The organism is Arthrobacter silvisoli (assembly GCF_003369445.1).
Classification (GTDB): domain Bacteria; phylum Actinomycetota; class Actinomycetes; order Actinomycetales; family Micrococcaceae; genus Arthrobacter; species Arthrobacter silvisoli.
Map to the genome: position 1 here is coordinate 37,737 of NZ_QRCU01000006.1, position 16,090 is coordinate 53,826.

The following is a 16,090-nucleotide window of genomic DNA, read 5'->3' on the forward strand; positions in this document are numbered from 1 at the left end:
TTGAGTAGCACCGGCGGACATGCGAGGAGCGGTTGTGGGATTTTGGAAACCCGTCTTGGATATGACGGTCACGGGGCCGCGCTTCCTGCTCGCCTGGACCCTCCTCAGCTCGGCCCTGCTGGCCTGCTTGCTGCTCAAGAAGCGGAACGTCCGCTGGTTTGCGCTGGCCGCCGGCGCGCTGGCCACGGGGACCGCAGTGGGGCTCGGAGTCCTCTGGTACTGCGTCTTCGTTGACAACACTTTTGGAGGACCCCTCATTGCCGACGTCTGGTTCTGGGCACCGGCCTCCTTCGCCGCGATCGCCCTCGCCATCGCCAATTTCCGGGGTGGCCGCTGGTGGCGGACAGTGCTCGCCGCCGGCTCTGTCCCGGTGTTCATCGCCACCGCTGCTTTCCAGGTCAACGCCTCCTACGGCTTGAACCAGACCCTGGGATCCGTGCTCAACATCAATACCGCGAACACCGTCCGCATCCCGCTCCGCTCCACGTGGCTCAAGAGTTCGGAGCGGCCGCTGTACGAGACATGGACGGCCCCTGCCGATATGCCGCAAACCGGCCTCCGGGGCAAGACGCCCCTGCCCATTCCGGCCAAGCACTCCGGGTTCCAGGCTCGCTGGTCGGGCCTCTACCTTCCGCCCGCGGCCCTGGTGAAGCATCCACCGCTGCTGCCCTTCGTGATCATGATGATGGGTCAGCCGGGAGCGCCCAGCCCGCAGCCGGCCGGGAACGTGGCCGACGCGATGGCCGCGCAGAACCACGGCCTGGCGCCGATCATCCTGGTGGTGGACCAGTTGGGCGACCCGTACAGCGACCCGCTCTGCCTGGACTCGAACCGGGGCAAGGTGGAGAGCTACGTCATGCAGGACGTCCTGCCCTGGGCCCGCGCCAACCTGCCCATCCTGCAGGACCGGAAGCACTGGGCCTTCGCCGGATACTCTGACGGCGGGGTGTGCGCCAGCTACTTCGCGGCCAAGTACCCCCAGGACTTCGGCAGTTACATCTCCATCTCCGGCGAGGAGTTCCAAGGATCCGAAAAGCCCGCCTACAACCTGGCCACCGTGTTCGGCGGGAACCAGGCGGAATACGACGCCGTGAAGCCGGAAAACATCATGCGCGCCCACGGCCGCTACGAGGACATGGTGGGCGTGTACACGGCCGGAAGCAAGGACCCGGACTACACCAAGCAGGCCCAACGCATGCTCGCCACCGCCCTGGGCGTGGGAATCAGGGCATCCTTCTTCAGCGTCCCGGGCGCGGGACACGTCCGCAACGCCGTGGCCGGCGGGCTCGCCGAAGCCTTCCGGATCCTTTACCCGCGTTGGGGCCTGTCGCCGTCATGAGCCACAACATCACCCGGCAGCGTCCACCCATGCAGGGTCCGCCAACGCAACGTCCACCCGCGCACGGCGGCCCGGGAAACGTGCCGCCGGAGCAGCGCAGCCACGTGCAGAACAGCAAGGAACGCCTGGACAGCTTCCTCCGGCGCATCCCTTTCTCCTTCCTGATGGCGGCGGTCTTCCTGGCCGCTGCGGTGTTCAGCCGCACCCTGTTCGGCGTGGATGCCAGCGTGCACTGGGGCCTGGGCGTGGACACCACTTTCGAGGGAGGCCACGGGTGGACCCTGCTGACGGCGCTGCTGGTTCCGCAGGACGCCACGGCAACCGCCTTGGCGGCCATCGGGGCCATCCTGCTGCTCGGTCTGGCGGAACGGACCCTCGGGACGCGGAAGGCCGCGCTTGCTTTCCTCGCGACCGGCCTGGCAGGCGGGTTCCTGGGCCTCCTCCTGCAATGGTTGGGAACGCTCACCTGGGAGTGGTGGTCCACCGGCGCGTCCGCCTCCACCACGGTTGATCCGCTCACCGGCGTGCTGGGCGCCCTGTCCACTGCCACGGGCAGCATGGGGCTGCTGTGGCGGCGCCGGATCAGGGTGGTCCTGCTGACGTTTGTGCTCATCTTCGTCCTGTATTCAGGCGACCCCGAAGACTTCTACCGGCTCCTGGCCGTGCTTGCCGGCCTTCCGTTGGGCGCGTTGCTGCGGTCCGCCAAGCGCCCCCTCCACGTGGCCTACAGCTCGCACCGGGAAACCCGCACCTTGGTCGCCGCCGTCGTCCTGGTCACGGCAGTGGGCCCGCTGGTGGCCTATTTGGGGAGCACGGACCTGACGCCCTTCGCGTTCGGTTCCTACCTGTTCATGAACGACCCCGTGGACCCCGGAACGCTCGCCGCGGCCTGCCGCGGCGACATGCCGCTGTCCCGGCTCTGTATCCACCAGCTCGCCCGGATCGGTTCGCAGGGACCGGGCATGGTGGTCCTTGCCTTCGTCCCCGTGGTGCTCCTGGGCGTGGCGGCGTGGGGGCTGTACCGGGGCAGGCGCTTCGGCTGGTGGCTCGCGGTGTGCGTCAACACTGCGATCCTCCTGGTCTCCCCGGCATCGTTCAGCGTGGTGCGCCTCATCGCGCAGTCCGGAACCCCGGTGCACCGCCCGTTCAACGGCCAGGAGCTCCTGGTCTGGATGATCACGGCGGCCCTGGTCCCGGTGGCCTCCCTCCTCCTGCTCATCCTCAAGCGCAGGCACTTCGGCATCCGGGCACCCCGGCGGGCGTTCCGCCGTTTCCTGCTGGTGGTGCTGGGCTCCTTCCTGGTCCTGGCGGCCGCCTGCACGGTCACCGCCCTGTCCGCGCTGAAGTCGATCGCGCCGCGGGTCAACGCTGCCACGCTGTTCCTGGAAGCGCCGCGCCGCTTCGTCCCGCCGCACTTCCTCGGCGGGCCGGCGCACCTGGTGGTCCCGCGGCACACCGCCGTGAGCTGGGCCTACCAGTGGAGCGGACCCGTGTTCTGGGCGGTCTTCGTGCTCGCTGCCCTCTGGCTGCTTTCGCGCTCGCCGCGCCTTGCAGTGGCGCACGACGTCGAGAAGTTCCGCGCGCTGTTGCGCCGCCGCGGCGGCGGCTCGCTCGGGCATATGACCACCTGGGAGGGCAACACCCCTTGGTTCACCGCCGACGGTGAGGGGGCCCTCGCGTACCGCGAGGTCAACGGGCAGGCCATCGTCCTCGGCGAGCCTGTCTGCGCCCCGGACCGGGTGGAGCAGACCCTCCGTGAATTCCTGGTGTTCTGCGATGAACACAACTGGACCCCTGTCTTCTATTCCTTCCACCCCGGCCTGCTGCCCTACTTCGAGCGGCTCGGCTGGCGGCACATGCCGGTGGGCGAGGAGACAGTGATCCACACCGCCGGATTCACCATGAAGGGCAAGCACTGGCAGAGCGTGCGGACCGCCCTCAACAAGGCGATCCGTGAAGGCAGGACGGCAGTGTGGACGTCCTGGAGCGAACTGCCGTTCGCGGCGACCACCGAAATCGTGGCCATTTCCGAATCCTGGGTGGCGGAGAACAAGCTGCCCGAAATGGGGTTCACCCTGGGCGGCCTGGAGGAACTCAAGGATCCGGAGGTCCGGCTCATGCTCGCCGTGGCAGAGGACGGGCGCATCGAGGCGCTGACGTCCTGGATGCCGGTGTATGACGGCGGGGAGGTGGTCGCCTGGACCCTGGACTTCATGCGCCGCGCACCCGATGCCCATAACGGCGTCATGGAATTCCTGATCGCCTCTGCCGCGCTGCACCTGCAGGAGGAAGGCGCCCGGTATGTGAGCCTGTCCGGTGCTCCACTGGCCACCAAACCGGTACCGGAGAACGCAGAGCCGGAGGGAACCGAAGCCGGCATCGCCGCCTTCCTCGCCTGGCTGTCAAGGACGCTCGAGCCGGCCTATGGTTTCGGCTCCCTGTTCCGCTTCAAGGCGAAGTTCCACCCTGAATACACCACGCTGTTCATGGCCTTCCCGGACTTCTCGGCACTGCCGCGTATCGGCATGGCCCTGGCACGCGCCTACCTGCCCGAGGTGTCCGCCAGGGAACGCATGGTCCTCGCACGCGCACTGGGGCGCCGGGACTGACGGACCCGGCGCACGCCGGGCTGGACGGCCTCAGTACTGAACAGGCTCAGTCCAGGGCGCGCTGCTTGGTTTCCGGGGCGAAGAGCCCCATCCAGAGAACCGCCAGCAGCACCAGTCCGCCGGCCAGCGCGAAGGACGTAGCCAGGCCGAAGGTGGGCCAGAAGAACGAGGCAAACACGAGCGGGCCGAAACCGGCGCCGATCCGGGAGAACGTCGAGGCCCAGCCGAACCCCGATCCCCGCAGTTCGGTGGGGTAGAGCTCGGACACATAGGCGTACAGCACCGGGATGGCAACCTGCACCACGAAGCCGAAAACCAGCAGCCAGAACACCGCAGCGGACGGGATGTCCACCACCAGCGCCACCACTACGAGCGTCGCCGCGGACAACGGGCCGGTCACGGCGAGGATCCACTTGCGGCCCAGCCGCTCCACCAGCAGCGCCGCCACTACCACGCCCAGCAGTCCGACGGCGGCCATCCCCGCCGTCGTCAGGAACGCCTTGTATTCCTCGAACCCGGCGCCGATCAGGATGCGCGGCATCCAGGTCAGGCTCAGGTAGTAGACGAGAAGGACGGTGAAGAACAAAGCCCAGGCCGCCGTCGTGATCTTCCAGCTGAACTGCCACAGGCTGCGCAATTGGGTCCACGCGCTCCCGGCGGAGAGCCGCGGTGCTCCCTGCGGATCGGGCAGGCTGTACGCGCGCGGCTCCGCGCCGGTGGCAGCGACGAGGGCGTCGATGACTTCCGCGGCCTCCTTGCGCCGGCCTTTGCGGATCAGGAAGAGCGGGGACTCGGGCACGCTGCGCCGCACCCAGAACACCAGCAGGGCCGGCAGCACCATCACCAGCATGGTCAGGCGCCAGTCGGCGAACGCGGCCATCAGCCCGGCCGACACGAAACCGCACAGCGCGGCGCCCACCGGCCACCAGCCGTCCATCGCGGTAAGCACCCTGCCGCGCTGCTTCCGCGGGGTGAACTCTCCCACCAGGGCATAGTCCACCGGAATGCAGCCGCCCAGGCCGAAACCGGCCATGAAGCGGAAGATGCAGAACCACACGAAGTCCGGGGCGAAGGCGCCCAGCACGGTGAAGAGCGAGAAGATCAGCAGTGTGGCCGTAAACGCCCTCCGGCGCCCGATCGTGTCCGCGATGGTTCCCCACGCGAAGGCGCCCAGGGCCATGCCGATCAGGTTGGCGGTGCCGATCCAGGCGGCGTCGGCTGCTTCCAGGGACCAGTGCTTGGAGAGCAGGGGAATGAGGATGCCGTTGAGCGTGACGTCCCAGGCGTCGAACATGAAGCCCAAGCCGCCGATCAGGAAAATCCGGCCTTGGACCGCCCAGCGCCAAGGCAGTTCCTGGACCACCTGCTCACCGCTGGGCACTGACGTATACGTGTTCATTTTCCCCTCCTGGGGAAAACTTTAGCGGTGGTTTTCTATCGCTTTCCGCAGGAAGCCGCCGGCCTCGTCCAGGGCGCCCTTGGCCTGCCCCGGATCGATGCCCGTCAGCAGCACCAGGATGGCCGCCTTGACCGATCCGCCCACCGAATCGAGGGCACGGATGGCGGTGTCCGCGTCGGCTCCCGTGGCGTGCTGGATGGTGCGCTGGGAGCGTGCCAGGAGTTTCTGGTTGGTGGCCTTCAGGTCAACCATCAGGTTCCCGTAGGTCTTGCCGAGCTTGACCATCGTGAGCGTGCTGATCATGTTCAGCACGAGTTTCTGGGCGGTTCCGGCCTTGAGCCGGGTGGAGCCTGCCACGAACTCCGGGCCCACCACCACGTCGATTGCCACGTCCGCTAGCCTGCCGATGGCCGAGCCGTGGTTGCACGCGATCGCCGCCGTGAACGCACCCCGGCTGCGGGCTTCCTCCAGCGCTCCGATCACGTACGGCGTGCGGCCCGAGGCGGAGATGCCAATCACAGCATCTTTTTCCGTCACGTTGATGTCATGAAGATCCCGGGCGCCCGCCGTGGCGTTGTCCTCGGCGTACTCCACCGGTTTCTGGATGGCCTGGGGGCCGCCGGCGACGATGCCCACCACGAGGCCCGGGGGAGTGCCGAAGGTGGGCGGGCACTCGCTGGCGTCCAGCACGCCCATCCGGCCCGCAGTTCCGGCGCCGACGTAGAGCAGGCGGCCGCCGCGGGCGAGGCGCTCCGCTACGGCGTCGACTGTTTGTTCGATGGCGGGCGCGGCTTCCTCGACGGCTGCGGGGACGCCGCGGTTGATCTCGTTCATGGCGGCCACGAGTTCGGCGGTGCCCATGGTGTCGATGCCGCCCAGGTCCGGGGCCGCCTGTTCGGTCTGCAGTCCGGCGAGTTCGGTGCGCAGCCCCGCCAGGGGGTCGCCGTGCGGAGGGGTTGCGGCGGTGGGGTCAGTCGGGCCAGTTTGTTCCGTCACGGTGGATGTACCTTTCCTGCAGGAGCCCGCGGCGCGTCGCAGCGAGGGCCGCCCCGTCCATGCCGTCGCCGAGGGGCTCGACCATCTCCATCCCAGCCGAAGCCAGGGTGTTGTGCAAGAGGCCCGCGAAGTACACCGAGCTGGCCAGGCCGCCCAGCACCGCCACCCGGCCGTGGCCGCCGTTGGCCCGCGTGACCGTGCCGGCGAGGATGGTGCAGGCCTCGTCCACGATCCTGCGCGCGACGGCGTCACCCGCCTGCGCGGCGTGCAGCACCAGGGGAGCGAAATTGGCCATGCTGCGGTACGGGTTCTTGGAACCGCCCAGCCAGGCGGGGAGGAGGAGGGGCGTCTCGACCAAAGCGCCGGCCGCGGCGCTCAGCGAAGTCTCCGGGCCGCCGTCGAACGCCTGCACCACTGCCTCCAGGCCGCGCTGGCCGATCCACCGGCCGCTGCCGCGGTCGCCCAGCAGCGGGCCCCAGCCGTCGGCGCGGTGCAACTGCCCGCCGTCGTCGAAGCGGAACGCCACCGCGCCGGTGCCCACGATGAGCACGGTGCCGGGGGCGCCCTGCATGGCGCCGAGCTGCGCGGCGGTGGCGTCGGAAAGGACTGCGGCGGGGACATGGAAGCGGCGAGAGAGCAGGGCGGCCAGTTCGCTGGAGCTTTCGGCGGAAGCCTCGACGCCGGCCACGGCTGCACCGAAACCGGCCAGCGGGGATCCGGACGGGCCAGACGCGGTCAGTTCCGCGGGAATCATCGCGGCCGTCTCTTCCAGCAGCTCGAAGGCCAGCCGTGCGCCGTCGGTGATACCAAGTCCGGGGAAGCCGTGCTGGTCTGCCTGGGCGAGCACCCGGTCTCCGGAGCGCAGTTCCAGCCGGCACCTGCTCTTGCCGAGATCGGCCACCAGCACCATCTCCGAAGCGTTCATGAGCACTAAGCTACTACGCGTTGTGAGGCCTGCTCTACGTCCTTTGGGGGGTTGCAGAGCACGGAGAGCGGGGCGCCGCAACGCAATGAAAACGGGGGCCACCGCGGACGCGATAAACTGTGGCGTATCCCCACCATCCGCGAGCCCAACGCGATCCAAGACGGAGATTTTTTGTGAGCTTCACGCAGCTTGACCGTGTCCCTATCCGCCGTGCACTCATCTCGGTTTACGACAAGACAGGACTGGAGGAGCTCGCGAAGGGCCTGCACGCAGCCGGCGTCGCCATCGTCTCCACCGGTTCCACCGCCAAGAAGATCGCCGCGGCCGGCATCCCGGTCAAGGAAGTCGAAGAAGTCACCGGTTCCCCGGAAATGCTGGATGGCCGGGTCAAGACCCTGCACCCGCGCGTGCACGGAGGCATCCTCGCCGACCGCCGCGTCCAGGCCCACATGGACACCCTGGCCAAGATGGAGATCGAGCCCTTCGACCTCGTAGTCGTCAACCTGTACCCCTTCGTCGAAACGGTCCGCTCCGGTGCCGGGCAGGACGACGTCGTCGAACAGATCGACATCGGAGGCCCCGCCATGGTGCGCTCGGCCGCGAAGAACCACGCCGCCGTCACCATCGTCACGGACCCCTCCTTCTACGGTGAAGTAGTTGAGGCAGCCGCGGCCGGCGGCTTCGACCTGAAGACCCGCCGCCGCCTGGCCGCCAAGGCCTTCGCCCACACCGCTGCCTACGACACCGCCGTGGCCACCTGGACCGCCTCCCAGTTCCTGGACGAGGACGGCGACGGCGTCATCGACTGGCCGGCGTACGCCGGCCTGGCGCTGGAACGCTCCGAGGTGCTGCGCTATGGCGAGAACCCGCACCAGCAGGCCGCCCTGTATGTGGACAAGGCCGCCCCGGCCGGCATCGCCCAGGCCGACCAGCTGCACGGCAAGGCCATGAGCTACAACAACTTCGTGGACGCCGACGCCGCCCTGCGCGCCGCCTTCGACTTCGCCGGGCCGGCCGTGGCTGTCGTCAAGCACGCGAACCCCTGCGGTGTGGCCGTCGGTTCCGCCGACGCCGAGGACCCCATTGCTGACGCCCACGCCAAGGCCCACGCCTGCGACCCCGTCTCCGCCTACGGTGGCGTGATCGCCGCGAACCGTACCGTGACCGCCGGCATGGCGCGCACGGTCGCCGGTATCTTCACCGAGGTCGTCATCGCCCCGGACTTCGAGCCGGAAGCGGTGGAGATCCTCTCCAAGAAGAAGAACATCCGCCTGCTCGCCCTGCCCGAGGGCTACGACCGCTATCCGGCCGAGATGCGCCAGGTGTCCGGCGGTGTGCTGGTGCAGATGAGCGACAAGGTGGACGCCGACGGCGACAACCCCGCCAACTGGACCCTCGCCGCGGGTGAAGCCGCAGACGACGCCACCCTGGCCGACCTCGCCTTCGCCTGGACCGCCTGCCGCGCCCCCAAGTCCAACGCCATCCTGCTGGCCGACAACGGTGCCACCGTCGGTATCGGCATGGGCCAGGTCAACCGTCTGGACTCCTGCAAGCTGGCCGTCGAACGCGCCAACACCCTGGGCATGACGGTGGAGTCCGACAGCGCTAGTGGGGGCGATGCCCCCGGCGGCGCGTCCAACGCCTCCGCAGCGGGCGCACCTGAGCGTGCCCGTGGCGCCGTGGCGGCCTCCGACGCGTTCTTCCCGTTCGCCGACGGCCTGCAGATCCTGATCGACGCCGGTGTCCGCGCCGTGGTCCAGCCCGGCGGCTCCGTCCGGGACGAGGAAGTCATTGCCGCGGCCAACGCTGCGGGCATCACGATGTACTTCACCGGCGCACGCCACTTCTTCCACTAAGAAGCACTGCAGCTAAGAAGCACTGCAGCCCACACGAAAACGGCGGCCGTCCCCTCAAAGGGGACGGCCGCCGTCGTCGCTTAACCGGGCTGCGTTAACTCAGCTCAGTTGGCGGAGGCGGTGCCGTAGGCCTGTTGGATGACCGAACCCCAGTAGGGGCCGTACATGGTGGTGGAGCGGCTGCCGTAACCGTAGCTGTTGATTGAGTTCTGGTAGCCGTCGGAGTTGCTGCCGATGAACCAGGGGCCGCCGGAAGAGCCGCCGGTCATGTCACAAGGGATGCCCTGGGTGGTGCCGCCGGGGTTGATGGTGTCGTCATGGGCGGTGCCGGTGCAGGCCTTGAGTGACTGGCCGTCGAAGGGGCTCGCGGCGGGGTAGCCGAAGGCCTTGTAGCTCAGGCCGCGGGCCGCGTTGAACTCGACGCCGGAGGCGCCCACCGCGTCGGAGAGGCTCTGGCCGTTCAGGGTGGAGACGACGGCGAAGCCGGTGTCGTACTGGATATCCCCGCCGGAGCTCCACTGGCTGGTGGTGTACAGGGCGCGTGCGGTCCACTTCCCGTACGGAGCCGCGCCGTTCAGGTATGCCGGGACGAAGACGAAGTTGGTGGCGAAGGCTCCGGGGCCCTCGTTGAGGCAGTGGCCGGCGGTGGAGACGGTGCTCTTGTTGGCCGAAGCCACGGAGTTGCCGGAGCACACGTAGTTGAGGCCACCGAGGGTGAAGAAGACCTTGCCGATGTGCGATACCGGGGCCTCGTCGGTGTGCAGGGACGGTTTGCCCTTGCCGGCCTTGCCCGAAATCCTGGTCGAGGTGCCCTTTTCGACGGCGGCACGGGATGTGCTCTTGCCACGCTCCAGCGCCTTGTGTGCCAGGACGTCGCCCGGGATTGCCGAGCGCATGCGTTCAGGGGTCCAGTAGTCGGCCACGCCGCTGGTCTGCAGGACGGTGCTGACGGGGTGGGACACCTCCTTGATGTCCGGGGACGCGGAGGTCGCGGCCGCCCCTCCCGCGGATGTGAAGGCGAACAGTACGGCCGCGGAGAGACCGAGAAGGCTTGTGGCCAGGGTCTTGGTTCTTGTCACGATTGTCCTGACTTTCGGTGGGGAAAGCGGGCCCGGACGGAAACCCCGCCGCGGGATAACGGAATGAAGGTACCCGTGCTGTGACAGCTTTGTAAAGGGATGTTTCAGAGTTTGTGATAGCGCTCTATGAATTATGAGGGCGGCTGCCGTGCCGTCTGCCGCCCTCGCGGCGGCGCGTCATGGAATCCCGGGAATCCCCGCAATTTAGGGGCAAAATGGCCCGCTGTGGCATAGTTGGAATGTTCCGCCGGGCATCATCCGGCAAACAACGCAAGGGGTTTGTGGTCCGTCCTGCGTGCCGATTGGAGCAATGGTGCGGCTGCAGCCCCGGGAGACCTTCAGGGAGACGCCCGAGCAATGGCCAAGATTATCTACACCCACACCGATGAAGCGCCGATGCTGGCCACGTATTCCTTCCTGCCGATCATCGAGGCCTTCGCTTCGACGGCGGGCGTGGACGTGGAAACCCGAGACATCTCGTTGGCCGGCCGCATCATCGCAGCCTTCGGGGACTACCTCACCGAAGAGCAGCGCATCGGTAACGCCCTGGCTGAGCTCGGCGAACTGGCGAAGAAGCCCGAAGCCAACATCATCAAGCTGCCCAACATCAGCGCATCCGTCCCGCAGCTGAAGGCTGCCATCGCCGAACTGCAGGGCAAGGGCTACGCCCTCCCGGACTACCCGGACAACCCTTCCTCGGACGAAGAGACGGACATCCGCTCCCGCTACGACAAGATCAAGGGCTCCGCCGTGAACCCGGTGCTGCGCGAAGGCAACTCGGACCGCCGCGCCCCGCTGTCCGTGAAGAACTACGCCCGCCAGAACCCGCACTCCATGGGTGCCTGGAGCAGCGACTCCAAGACCAATGTCGCCACCATGGGCGCCGATGACTTCCGCTCCAACGAAAAGTCCGTGGTGGTCCCGGCCGACGACACCCTTCGCATCCAGCTGGTCCGCGAAGACGGCTCGGTCAAGACCCTCAAGCAGTCCATCCCCGTGCTGGCCGGCGAAGTTGTCGACGGCACCGTCATGCGCGCCGCCGCCCTGGACGAATTCCTCGCCGCCCAGGTTGCCCGCGCCAAGGAAGAAGGCGTGCTGTTCTCGGCACACCTGAAGGCCACCATGATGAAGGTTTCGGACCCCATCATCTTCGGCCACGTGGTCAAGGCCTACTTCGCCGACCTCTTCGCCACCTACGGCAAGCAGCTCGACGCCGCCGGCCTGAGCGCCAATAACGGCCTCGCCTCCATCCTCAACGGCCTCGACGAACTCCCGGAAGACATCCGCGAAGACGTTGCCGCCGCCATCAAGCAGGGCCTGGAAAACGGCCCGGCACTGGCCATGGTCGACTCCGACAAGGGCATCACCAACCTCCACGTTCCCTCCGACGTGATCGTGGACGCCTCCATGCCGGCCATGATCCGCACCTCCGGCCACATGTGGGGCCCGGACGGCAAGGAAGCCGACACCCTGGCCGTCCTCCCGGACAGCTCCTACGCCGGCGTGTACCAGGTGGTGATTGACGACTGCCGTGCCAACGGCGCCTTCGACCCCACTACCATGGGCACCGTCCCGAACGTCGGCCTCATGGCCCAGGCCGCCGAGGAATACGGCAGCCACGACAAGACCTTCGAAATCCAGGACGCCGGCAAGGTGCAGCTGGTTGACGGTTCCGGCAAGGTTCTGATTGAGCACGAGGTTGCCCCCGGCGACATCTGGCGCGCCTGCCAGACCAAGGACCTGCCCATCCGCGACTGGGTCAAGCTGGCTGTCACCCGCGCCCGCGCCTCCAAGACCCCCGCCGTGTTCTGGCTGGACGAAGAGCGCGCGCACGACGCCCAGCTCATCGCCAAGGTCAAGGAATACCTGAAGGACCACGACACCGAGGGCCTGCAGATCGAGATCATGTCCCCGGAGAAGGCCACCGCCTTCACCCTGGAGCGCATCCGCAAGGGCGAAGACACCATCTCGGTGACCGGCAACGTGCTCCGTGACTACCTCACGGACCTCTTCCCGATTCTGGAACTGGGTACCAGCGCCAAGATGCTCTCCGTGGTTCCGCTGATCAACGGCGGCGGCCTCTTCGAAACCGGTGCCGGCGGTTCCGCCCCGAAGCACGTGCAGCAGCTCCTCAAGGAGAACTACCTGCGCTGGGACAGCCTGGGCGAGTTCCTGGCCCTGGCCGTCAGCTTCGAGCACCTGGCCACCACCGAGGGCAACGCCCGGGCACAGGTCCTGGCCGACACCCTGGACCGCGCCACCGGCACCTTCCTGCTGGAGAACAAGTCGCCGGGCCGCAAGCTGGGCACCATCGACAACCGCGGCAGCCACTACTACCTGGCCTCCTACTGGGCCCAGGAGCTGGCCAAGCAGACCGCCGACGCCGAGCTGGCCGCCTCCTTCGCGAAGGTCGCCGAGGCGCTGACCTCCGGTGAGGAAACCATCGTCGGCGAGCTGCTCGCCGTGCAGGGTTCCCCGGTGGAGATCGGCGGCTACTACCGCCCGGACGCCGACAAGGCCTCCGCCGTCATGCGCCCGTCCGAGACCTTCAACACGGTGATCGCCGGCCTGAAGTAGTCACGGCCTAACCCAACTGACTCGCAGTTAAAACGACATCTACTGCGAGTCAGTTGGGTTTAACGCCCCGTCAGCGCACCGCTGCGAAACGCGGTGCCGCCACGCCGCCGTCGGCGATGTCCGCCAGGACCCTGCCGATCGCCGGGGTGAACTTGAAGCCGTGTCCCGAGAAGCCGGCGCCCACCACCAGCGGGCCGAATCCGTCGAGCACGAAGTCCTCGGTCGGAGTGGTGGTGTACGTGCAGCTGATCGGCACCGCCGTTGCGGGGTCGACGCCGGGAAGCCACTCGCGCGCGTAGCGCACCAGGGCTTCGAGCTGCCGGGGTTCGGGCTCGAAGGTGCGCGCATCGGGATCCGTCACGGGGCCGACACCGTGCCACCCGGCCTTGATGCCCTCGCCCGGAGTCAGCATGCCGTAGACGGGGCTGTACCAGTAGTCGTCCCTGGGATCGTCCGGATCCGGGTTGTGGTTGAAGCTGGGCCAGTCCAGGGAGCCGTCCAGCGGTGTGAAATGCGCCGGCTGTTCCTGGGTGACCACCAGCGGCGGCAGGGTGGCGAGACCGTCGAGGACCTTGCCGGCCCAGGCGCCGGCCGTGACCACCACCCGGCGGGCCGTGTACTCGGCCTGGTCCGTCACCACGAGCACCGCGTCGGCGCCGAGGACCCGGATGGCGCGTACCGGCGTCGAGTATTCGAAACGGGCGCCGCGGGCCTCGGCCGCTTTCCGCAGCGCTATAAGTGCCTCGGCCGCCCGCACCCGGCCGGAGCCGGGCACGAACAGGACGTCGCCGCGGAAGGCCATGCCCTGCCAGCGTTCCCCGGCCTCGGCTGCGGAGAGGAAGTAGCTCTCGATACCCCGTTCCTGGTGGGCTTCGCGGACCGTGCGGAGCTTGGCCACGTTGCCGTGGTTCGCCAGTCCGACGAGGTCCAGGAGCTGCGTTCCGGTTTCCTCGGCCAGTTCGTCCCACAGCTTCCGGGATTCGGCGAGGAGTTCGAGGTAGTCCGCTTCGGCGTAGGCGGTGTTGAAGTTCCGGGTGGCGCCGTGCGAGGCCCCGATCTTGTGACCTTCTTCGAACTGCTCCAGGAGCACCACCGATGTGCCGCCCCGGGCCAGCTGCCAGGCCGCGGCCGAGCCCATCGCTCCGCCGCCTACCACCACTACGTCAACATTCATGGCTTCCATTCTGCCCTTTAGCCCCCGACTGGCTCGCAGTCGTTGAGTTGCGAGGGCTCGTAACGACAAAAATGCGAGCCAGTTGGGTGGGCGGCTTAGATTGGGTGGGTGAATTTCCTCAATCCTTCCGCCGCATCGAGCTCGTACGGAACCGCGCTGCTCCGGATCTGCGTCGGCGCCCTCATGGCGCTGCACGGGGTCCGGAAGATCCTGGCCGGGCAGGAAGCCTTCGAAGCGTCCATTGCCGGGATGGGAGTGCAGAAAGCGGAGATGCTGTCCTGGCTGGTCATCCTCGGCGAAACGGGCCTCGGCGCGATGTTCCTGCTGGGAGCTTTCACCCGGCTGGCCGGGTTCCTGGCAGCGGTCATGTTCGCAGCCATCTGGTTCGTCACCGAATCCGGCAAGCCCCTGCTGGCCGGGACAGGCGGGATCGCCGGCGAACTGCTCATCGTTTACGTCGTGGTGTCCCTGGCCTTGGTGTTCCTGGGTTCGGGCGCCGCCTCACTGGACCGGAAGATGTCCGGGGCGCGGGGCTTCGGAGTGCGAGGGGCGGGCAGGAAAAGCGGGAGGCGCTAGCGGCTGAAGTTCGCCGGAAGTATCGTCAGCATGGTGGCTCCGATGTTGACAGGGACCGCAATCGGAGCCACCACCTGATCTCCGGACGGGACGCCACCCGCCGGATTAGTAGCCGTGGTTTCCGAAGCAGCTATGCGGCTTTGCGCAGCTTTGATCTGACGCCCCCAGCCTCTGACTCAGATTCAACGGTTGCGTACATCGTAGGACCAGGGAATTGGCCGGTCCAGAAAAAGCGGAATATCGACGCCAAGTGTCATGGCGGTCCCGGTAGATGACGGGAACAGGGCGTTGGTACGGAATCTTCCAACCCCGTGTGACGCTCCTGTCACACGCGCTTGGGCTGGTCGTTGGCGTAGCGGATCCCCAGTTGCGACCGGACGCCGTCAAACAAGCGCATGGTGTCCACCGTGTCATCCCACGGCATCACGGGGCTCTGCGTGAGGCTCTGTTGGACGCACCGGGTCACCTCGCGCAGTTCATAGCAGTAGCCAACGCCCACGACGTCGAAACGCTCCACCCGCGGCTCGTCCCACCCCGTGCGGATGTGCAGTTCGCGCGGATTGTTGATGGAGCCGTGGGTCTGCAGGAACCCGCCGGTTCCGGCCACGGACGCAGACCGCGGGCCGTGTGCCAGCAAGGAAGAGGTCAGCTGCGCGAGGGCGCCACTGTCGTATCCGAGGGTCAGCGCGTTCTGGGAGTCGACGCCGTCGCTGTTCAGGGTGCCCACGGCGCTGACGGTCTGCGGGGCGCCAAGGGTGCCCCACGCCCAGAGGAGCGGGTAGACGGTGAGGTCCAACAAGGCGCCGCCGCCGTCCGCCGGTGACCAGATCCGTGCCGCGGGGTCGTACGGTGCGGGGAAGCCCAGGTCCGCGCTGACCCATTTGATCTCGCCCAGCTCGCCCGAGGCCGCAATCGCGAAGGCCCTCTGCATGCTGGGCAGGAAACGGCTCCACACCGCCTCCATCAGGAAGAGCTGCCGATCGCGCGCCAGGGCCACCAGTTCCGCGGCCTCGCGGGCATTGATGGTGAAGGCCTTCTCGCACAGCACGTGCTTGCCGGCCTCCAGCGCGGCCTTGGCCACCTCGAAATGCTGGGCATGCGGGGTGGCGACGTAGACGACGTCCACCGCGTCGTCGGCGAGCAGCCGCTGGTAGCCATGCACTCCGCCGTCGTCCCCGTACGCCTTCTTGGCGCCGTGCATCGCGGCGAAGGCATCCGCCGACTCCTGGCTCCGCGAACTGACCGCGTACAGCTCGGCGTCTTCAAGCTGGAGGAGGTCCCCGGTGACGGTCCGGGCAATCCCGCCCGTGGCGACGACGCCCCAGCGCAGGGTCTTTCCGGTGGCGGCCCGCGGGTCCTGGTTTTCCTGGTTGAACAGCCATGGCCTGGCGATGTGCTTGCTCATGGTGACCATCCTCTCACCCGGGACACCGCAGGCGGTGCCCCCTCCGGGCGGCTTTCCTCCGCTTGGCCGGGTAACTCAAGCTCCCGGTAAAACATACGTGCCGGTCGGTACGTTTAGGCTGGGGTAGTTCATCCCTCGCAGAGCGTTTCTGTGGG

At 67.7% G+C, this 16,090-nt stretch carries 12 protein-coding genes; 5 read left to right on the top strand and 7 right to left on the bottom strand.

Annotated elements, in window-relative coordinates; all coding sequences use genetic code 11:
- Window positions 1-34: 34 nt before the first annotated feature.
- Complete coding sequence (locus DWV11_RS00830; protein WP_168404495.1) at window positions 35-1,339, top strand: alpha/beta hydrolase; 1,305 nt, start codon at window positions 35-37, stop codon at window positions 1,337-1,339.
- 29 nt (window positions 1,340-1,368) lie between these two features.
- On the top strand, window positions 1,369-3,948 hold the full coding sequence (locus tag DWV11_RS00835; RefSeq protein WP_168404497.1) for a bifunctional lysylphosphatidylglycerol flippase/synthetase MprF: 2,580 nt from the start codon (window positions 1,369-1,371) through the stop codon (window positions 3,946-3,948).
- Window positions 3,949-3,994: 46 nt separating this feature from the next.
- Here DWV11_RS00835 and DWV11_RS00840 read toward each other — a convergent pair whose 3' ends face one another.
- The 3 genes from DWV11_RS00840 to DWV11_RS00850 are packed head-to-tail and all read right to left on the bottom strand — an operon-like array spanning window position 3,995 to window position 7,268.
- Window positions 3,995-5,347 (bottom strand): MFS transporter, encoded by a 1,353-nt coding sequence (locus DWV11_RS00840; protein WP_115786955.1) that lies wholly within the window; start codon window positions 5,345-5,347, stop codon window positions 3,995-3,997.
- A gap of 21 nt (window positions 5,348-5,368) precedes the next feature.
- Window positions 5,369-6,343 carry an N-acetylmuramic acid 6-phosphate etherase gene (murQ, locus tag DWV11_RS00845; RefSeq protein WP_115786957.1) on the bottom strand — a complete coding sequence of 325 codons (975 nt, stop codon included), beginning with the start codon at window positions 6,341-6,343 and terminating at the stop codon, window positions 5,369-5,371.
- Window positions 6,318-7,268, bottom strand: coding sequence for an N-acetylglucosamine kinase (locus DWV11_RS00850; RefSeq protein WP_115786996.1), 951 nt, complete (start codon window positions 7,266-7,268; stop codon window positions 6,318-6,320). The genes murQ and DWV11_RS00850 overlap by 26 nt, the downstream gene beginning before the upstream one ends.
- A 173-nt stretch (window positions 7,269-7,441) precedes the next feature.
- Here DWV11_RS00850 and purH point away from each other — a divergent pair, with 173 nt between their 5' ends.
- Window positions 7,442-9,124, top strand: a complete 1,683-nt coding sequence (gene purH, locus DWV11_RS00855) for a bifunctional phosphoribosylaminoimidazolecarboxamide formyltransferase/IMP cyclohydrolase (protein WP_115786959.1) — start codon at window positions 7,442-7,444, stop codon at window positions 9,122-9,124.
- A gap of 104 nt (window positions 9,125-9,228) precedes the next feature.
- Here the strand turns inward: purH and DWV11_RS00860 are convergent, their stop codons facing one another.
- Window positions 9,229-10,203, bottom strand: coding sequence for a trypsin-like serine peptidase (locus tag DWV11_RS00860; RefSeq protein WP_210725633.1), 975 nt, complete (start codon window positions 10,201-10,203; stop codon window positions 9,229-9,231).
- A gap of 357 nt (window positions 10,204-10,560) precedes the next feature.
- Between DWV11_RS00860 and DWV11_RS00865 the strand changes: the two genes are divergently transcribed.
- A complete protein-coding gene (locus DWV11_RS00865; RefSeq protein ID WP_115786963.1) occupies window positions 10,561-12,780 on the top strand; it encodes an NADP-dependent isocitrate dehydrogenase in 2,220 nt (739 codons plus the stop codon).
- Between the two features lie 70 nt (window positions 12,781-12,850).
- On the opposite strand, the gene DWV11_RS00870 is transcribed toward DWV11_RS00865, so the two are convergent.
- Window positions 12,851-13,954 (bottom strand): FAD-dependent oxidoreductase, encoded by a 1,104-nt coding sequence (locus DWV11_RS00870; protein ID WP_115786998.1) that lies wholly within the window; start codon window positions 13,952-13,954, stop codon window positions 12,851-12,853.
- A 108-nt stretch (window positions 13,955-14,062) separates the two neighbouring features.
- Between DWV11_RS00870 and DWV11_RS00875 the strand changes: the two genes are divergently transcribed.
- The gene (locus DWV11_RS00875; RefSeq protein ID WP_115786965.1) at window positions 14,063-14,530 is read left to right on the top strand and encodes a DoxX family protein; all 468 of its coding nucleotides are present in this window, start codon (window positions 14,063-14,065) and stop codon (window positions 14,528-14,530) included.
- Here the strand turns inward: DWV11_RS00875 and DWV11_RS20590 are convergent.
- Both DWV11_RS20590 and DWV11_RS00885 read right to left on the bottom strand, forming a co-directional pair.
- Complete coding sequence (locus DWV11_RS20590) at window positions 14,527-14,685, bottom strand: chaplin family protein (protein ID WP_115787000.1); 159 nt, start codon at window positions 14,683-14,685, stop codon at window positions 14,527-14,529. The genes DWV11_RS00875 and DWV11_RS20590 overlap by 4 nt on opposite strands.
- Before the next feature lie 170 nt (window positions 14,686-14,855).
- Window positions 14,856-15,935, bottom strand: coding sequence for a Gfo/Idh/MocA family protein (locus DWV11_RS00885; RefSeq protein ID WP_115786968.1), 1,080 nt, complete (start codon window positions 15,933-15,935; stop codon window positions 14,856-14,858).
- Between the last annotated feature and the right edge of the window lie 155 nt (window positions 15,936-16,090).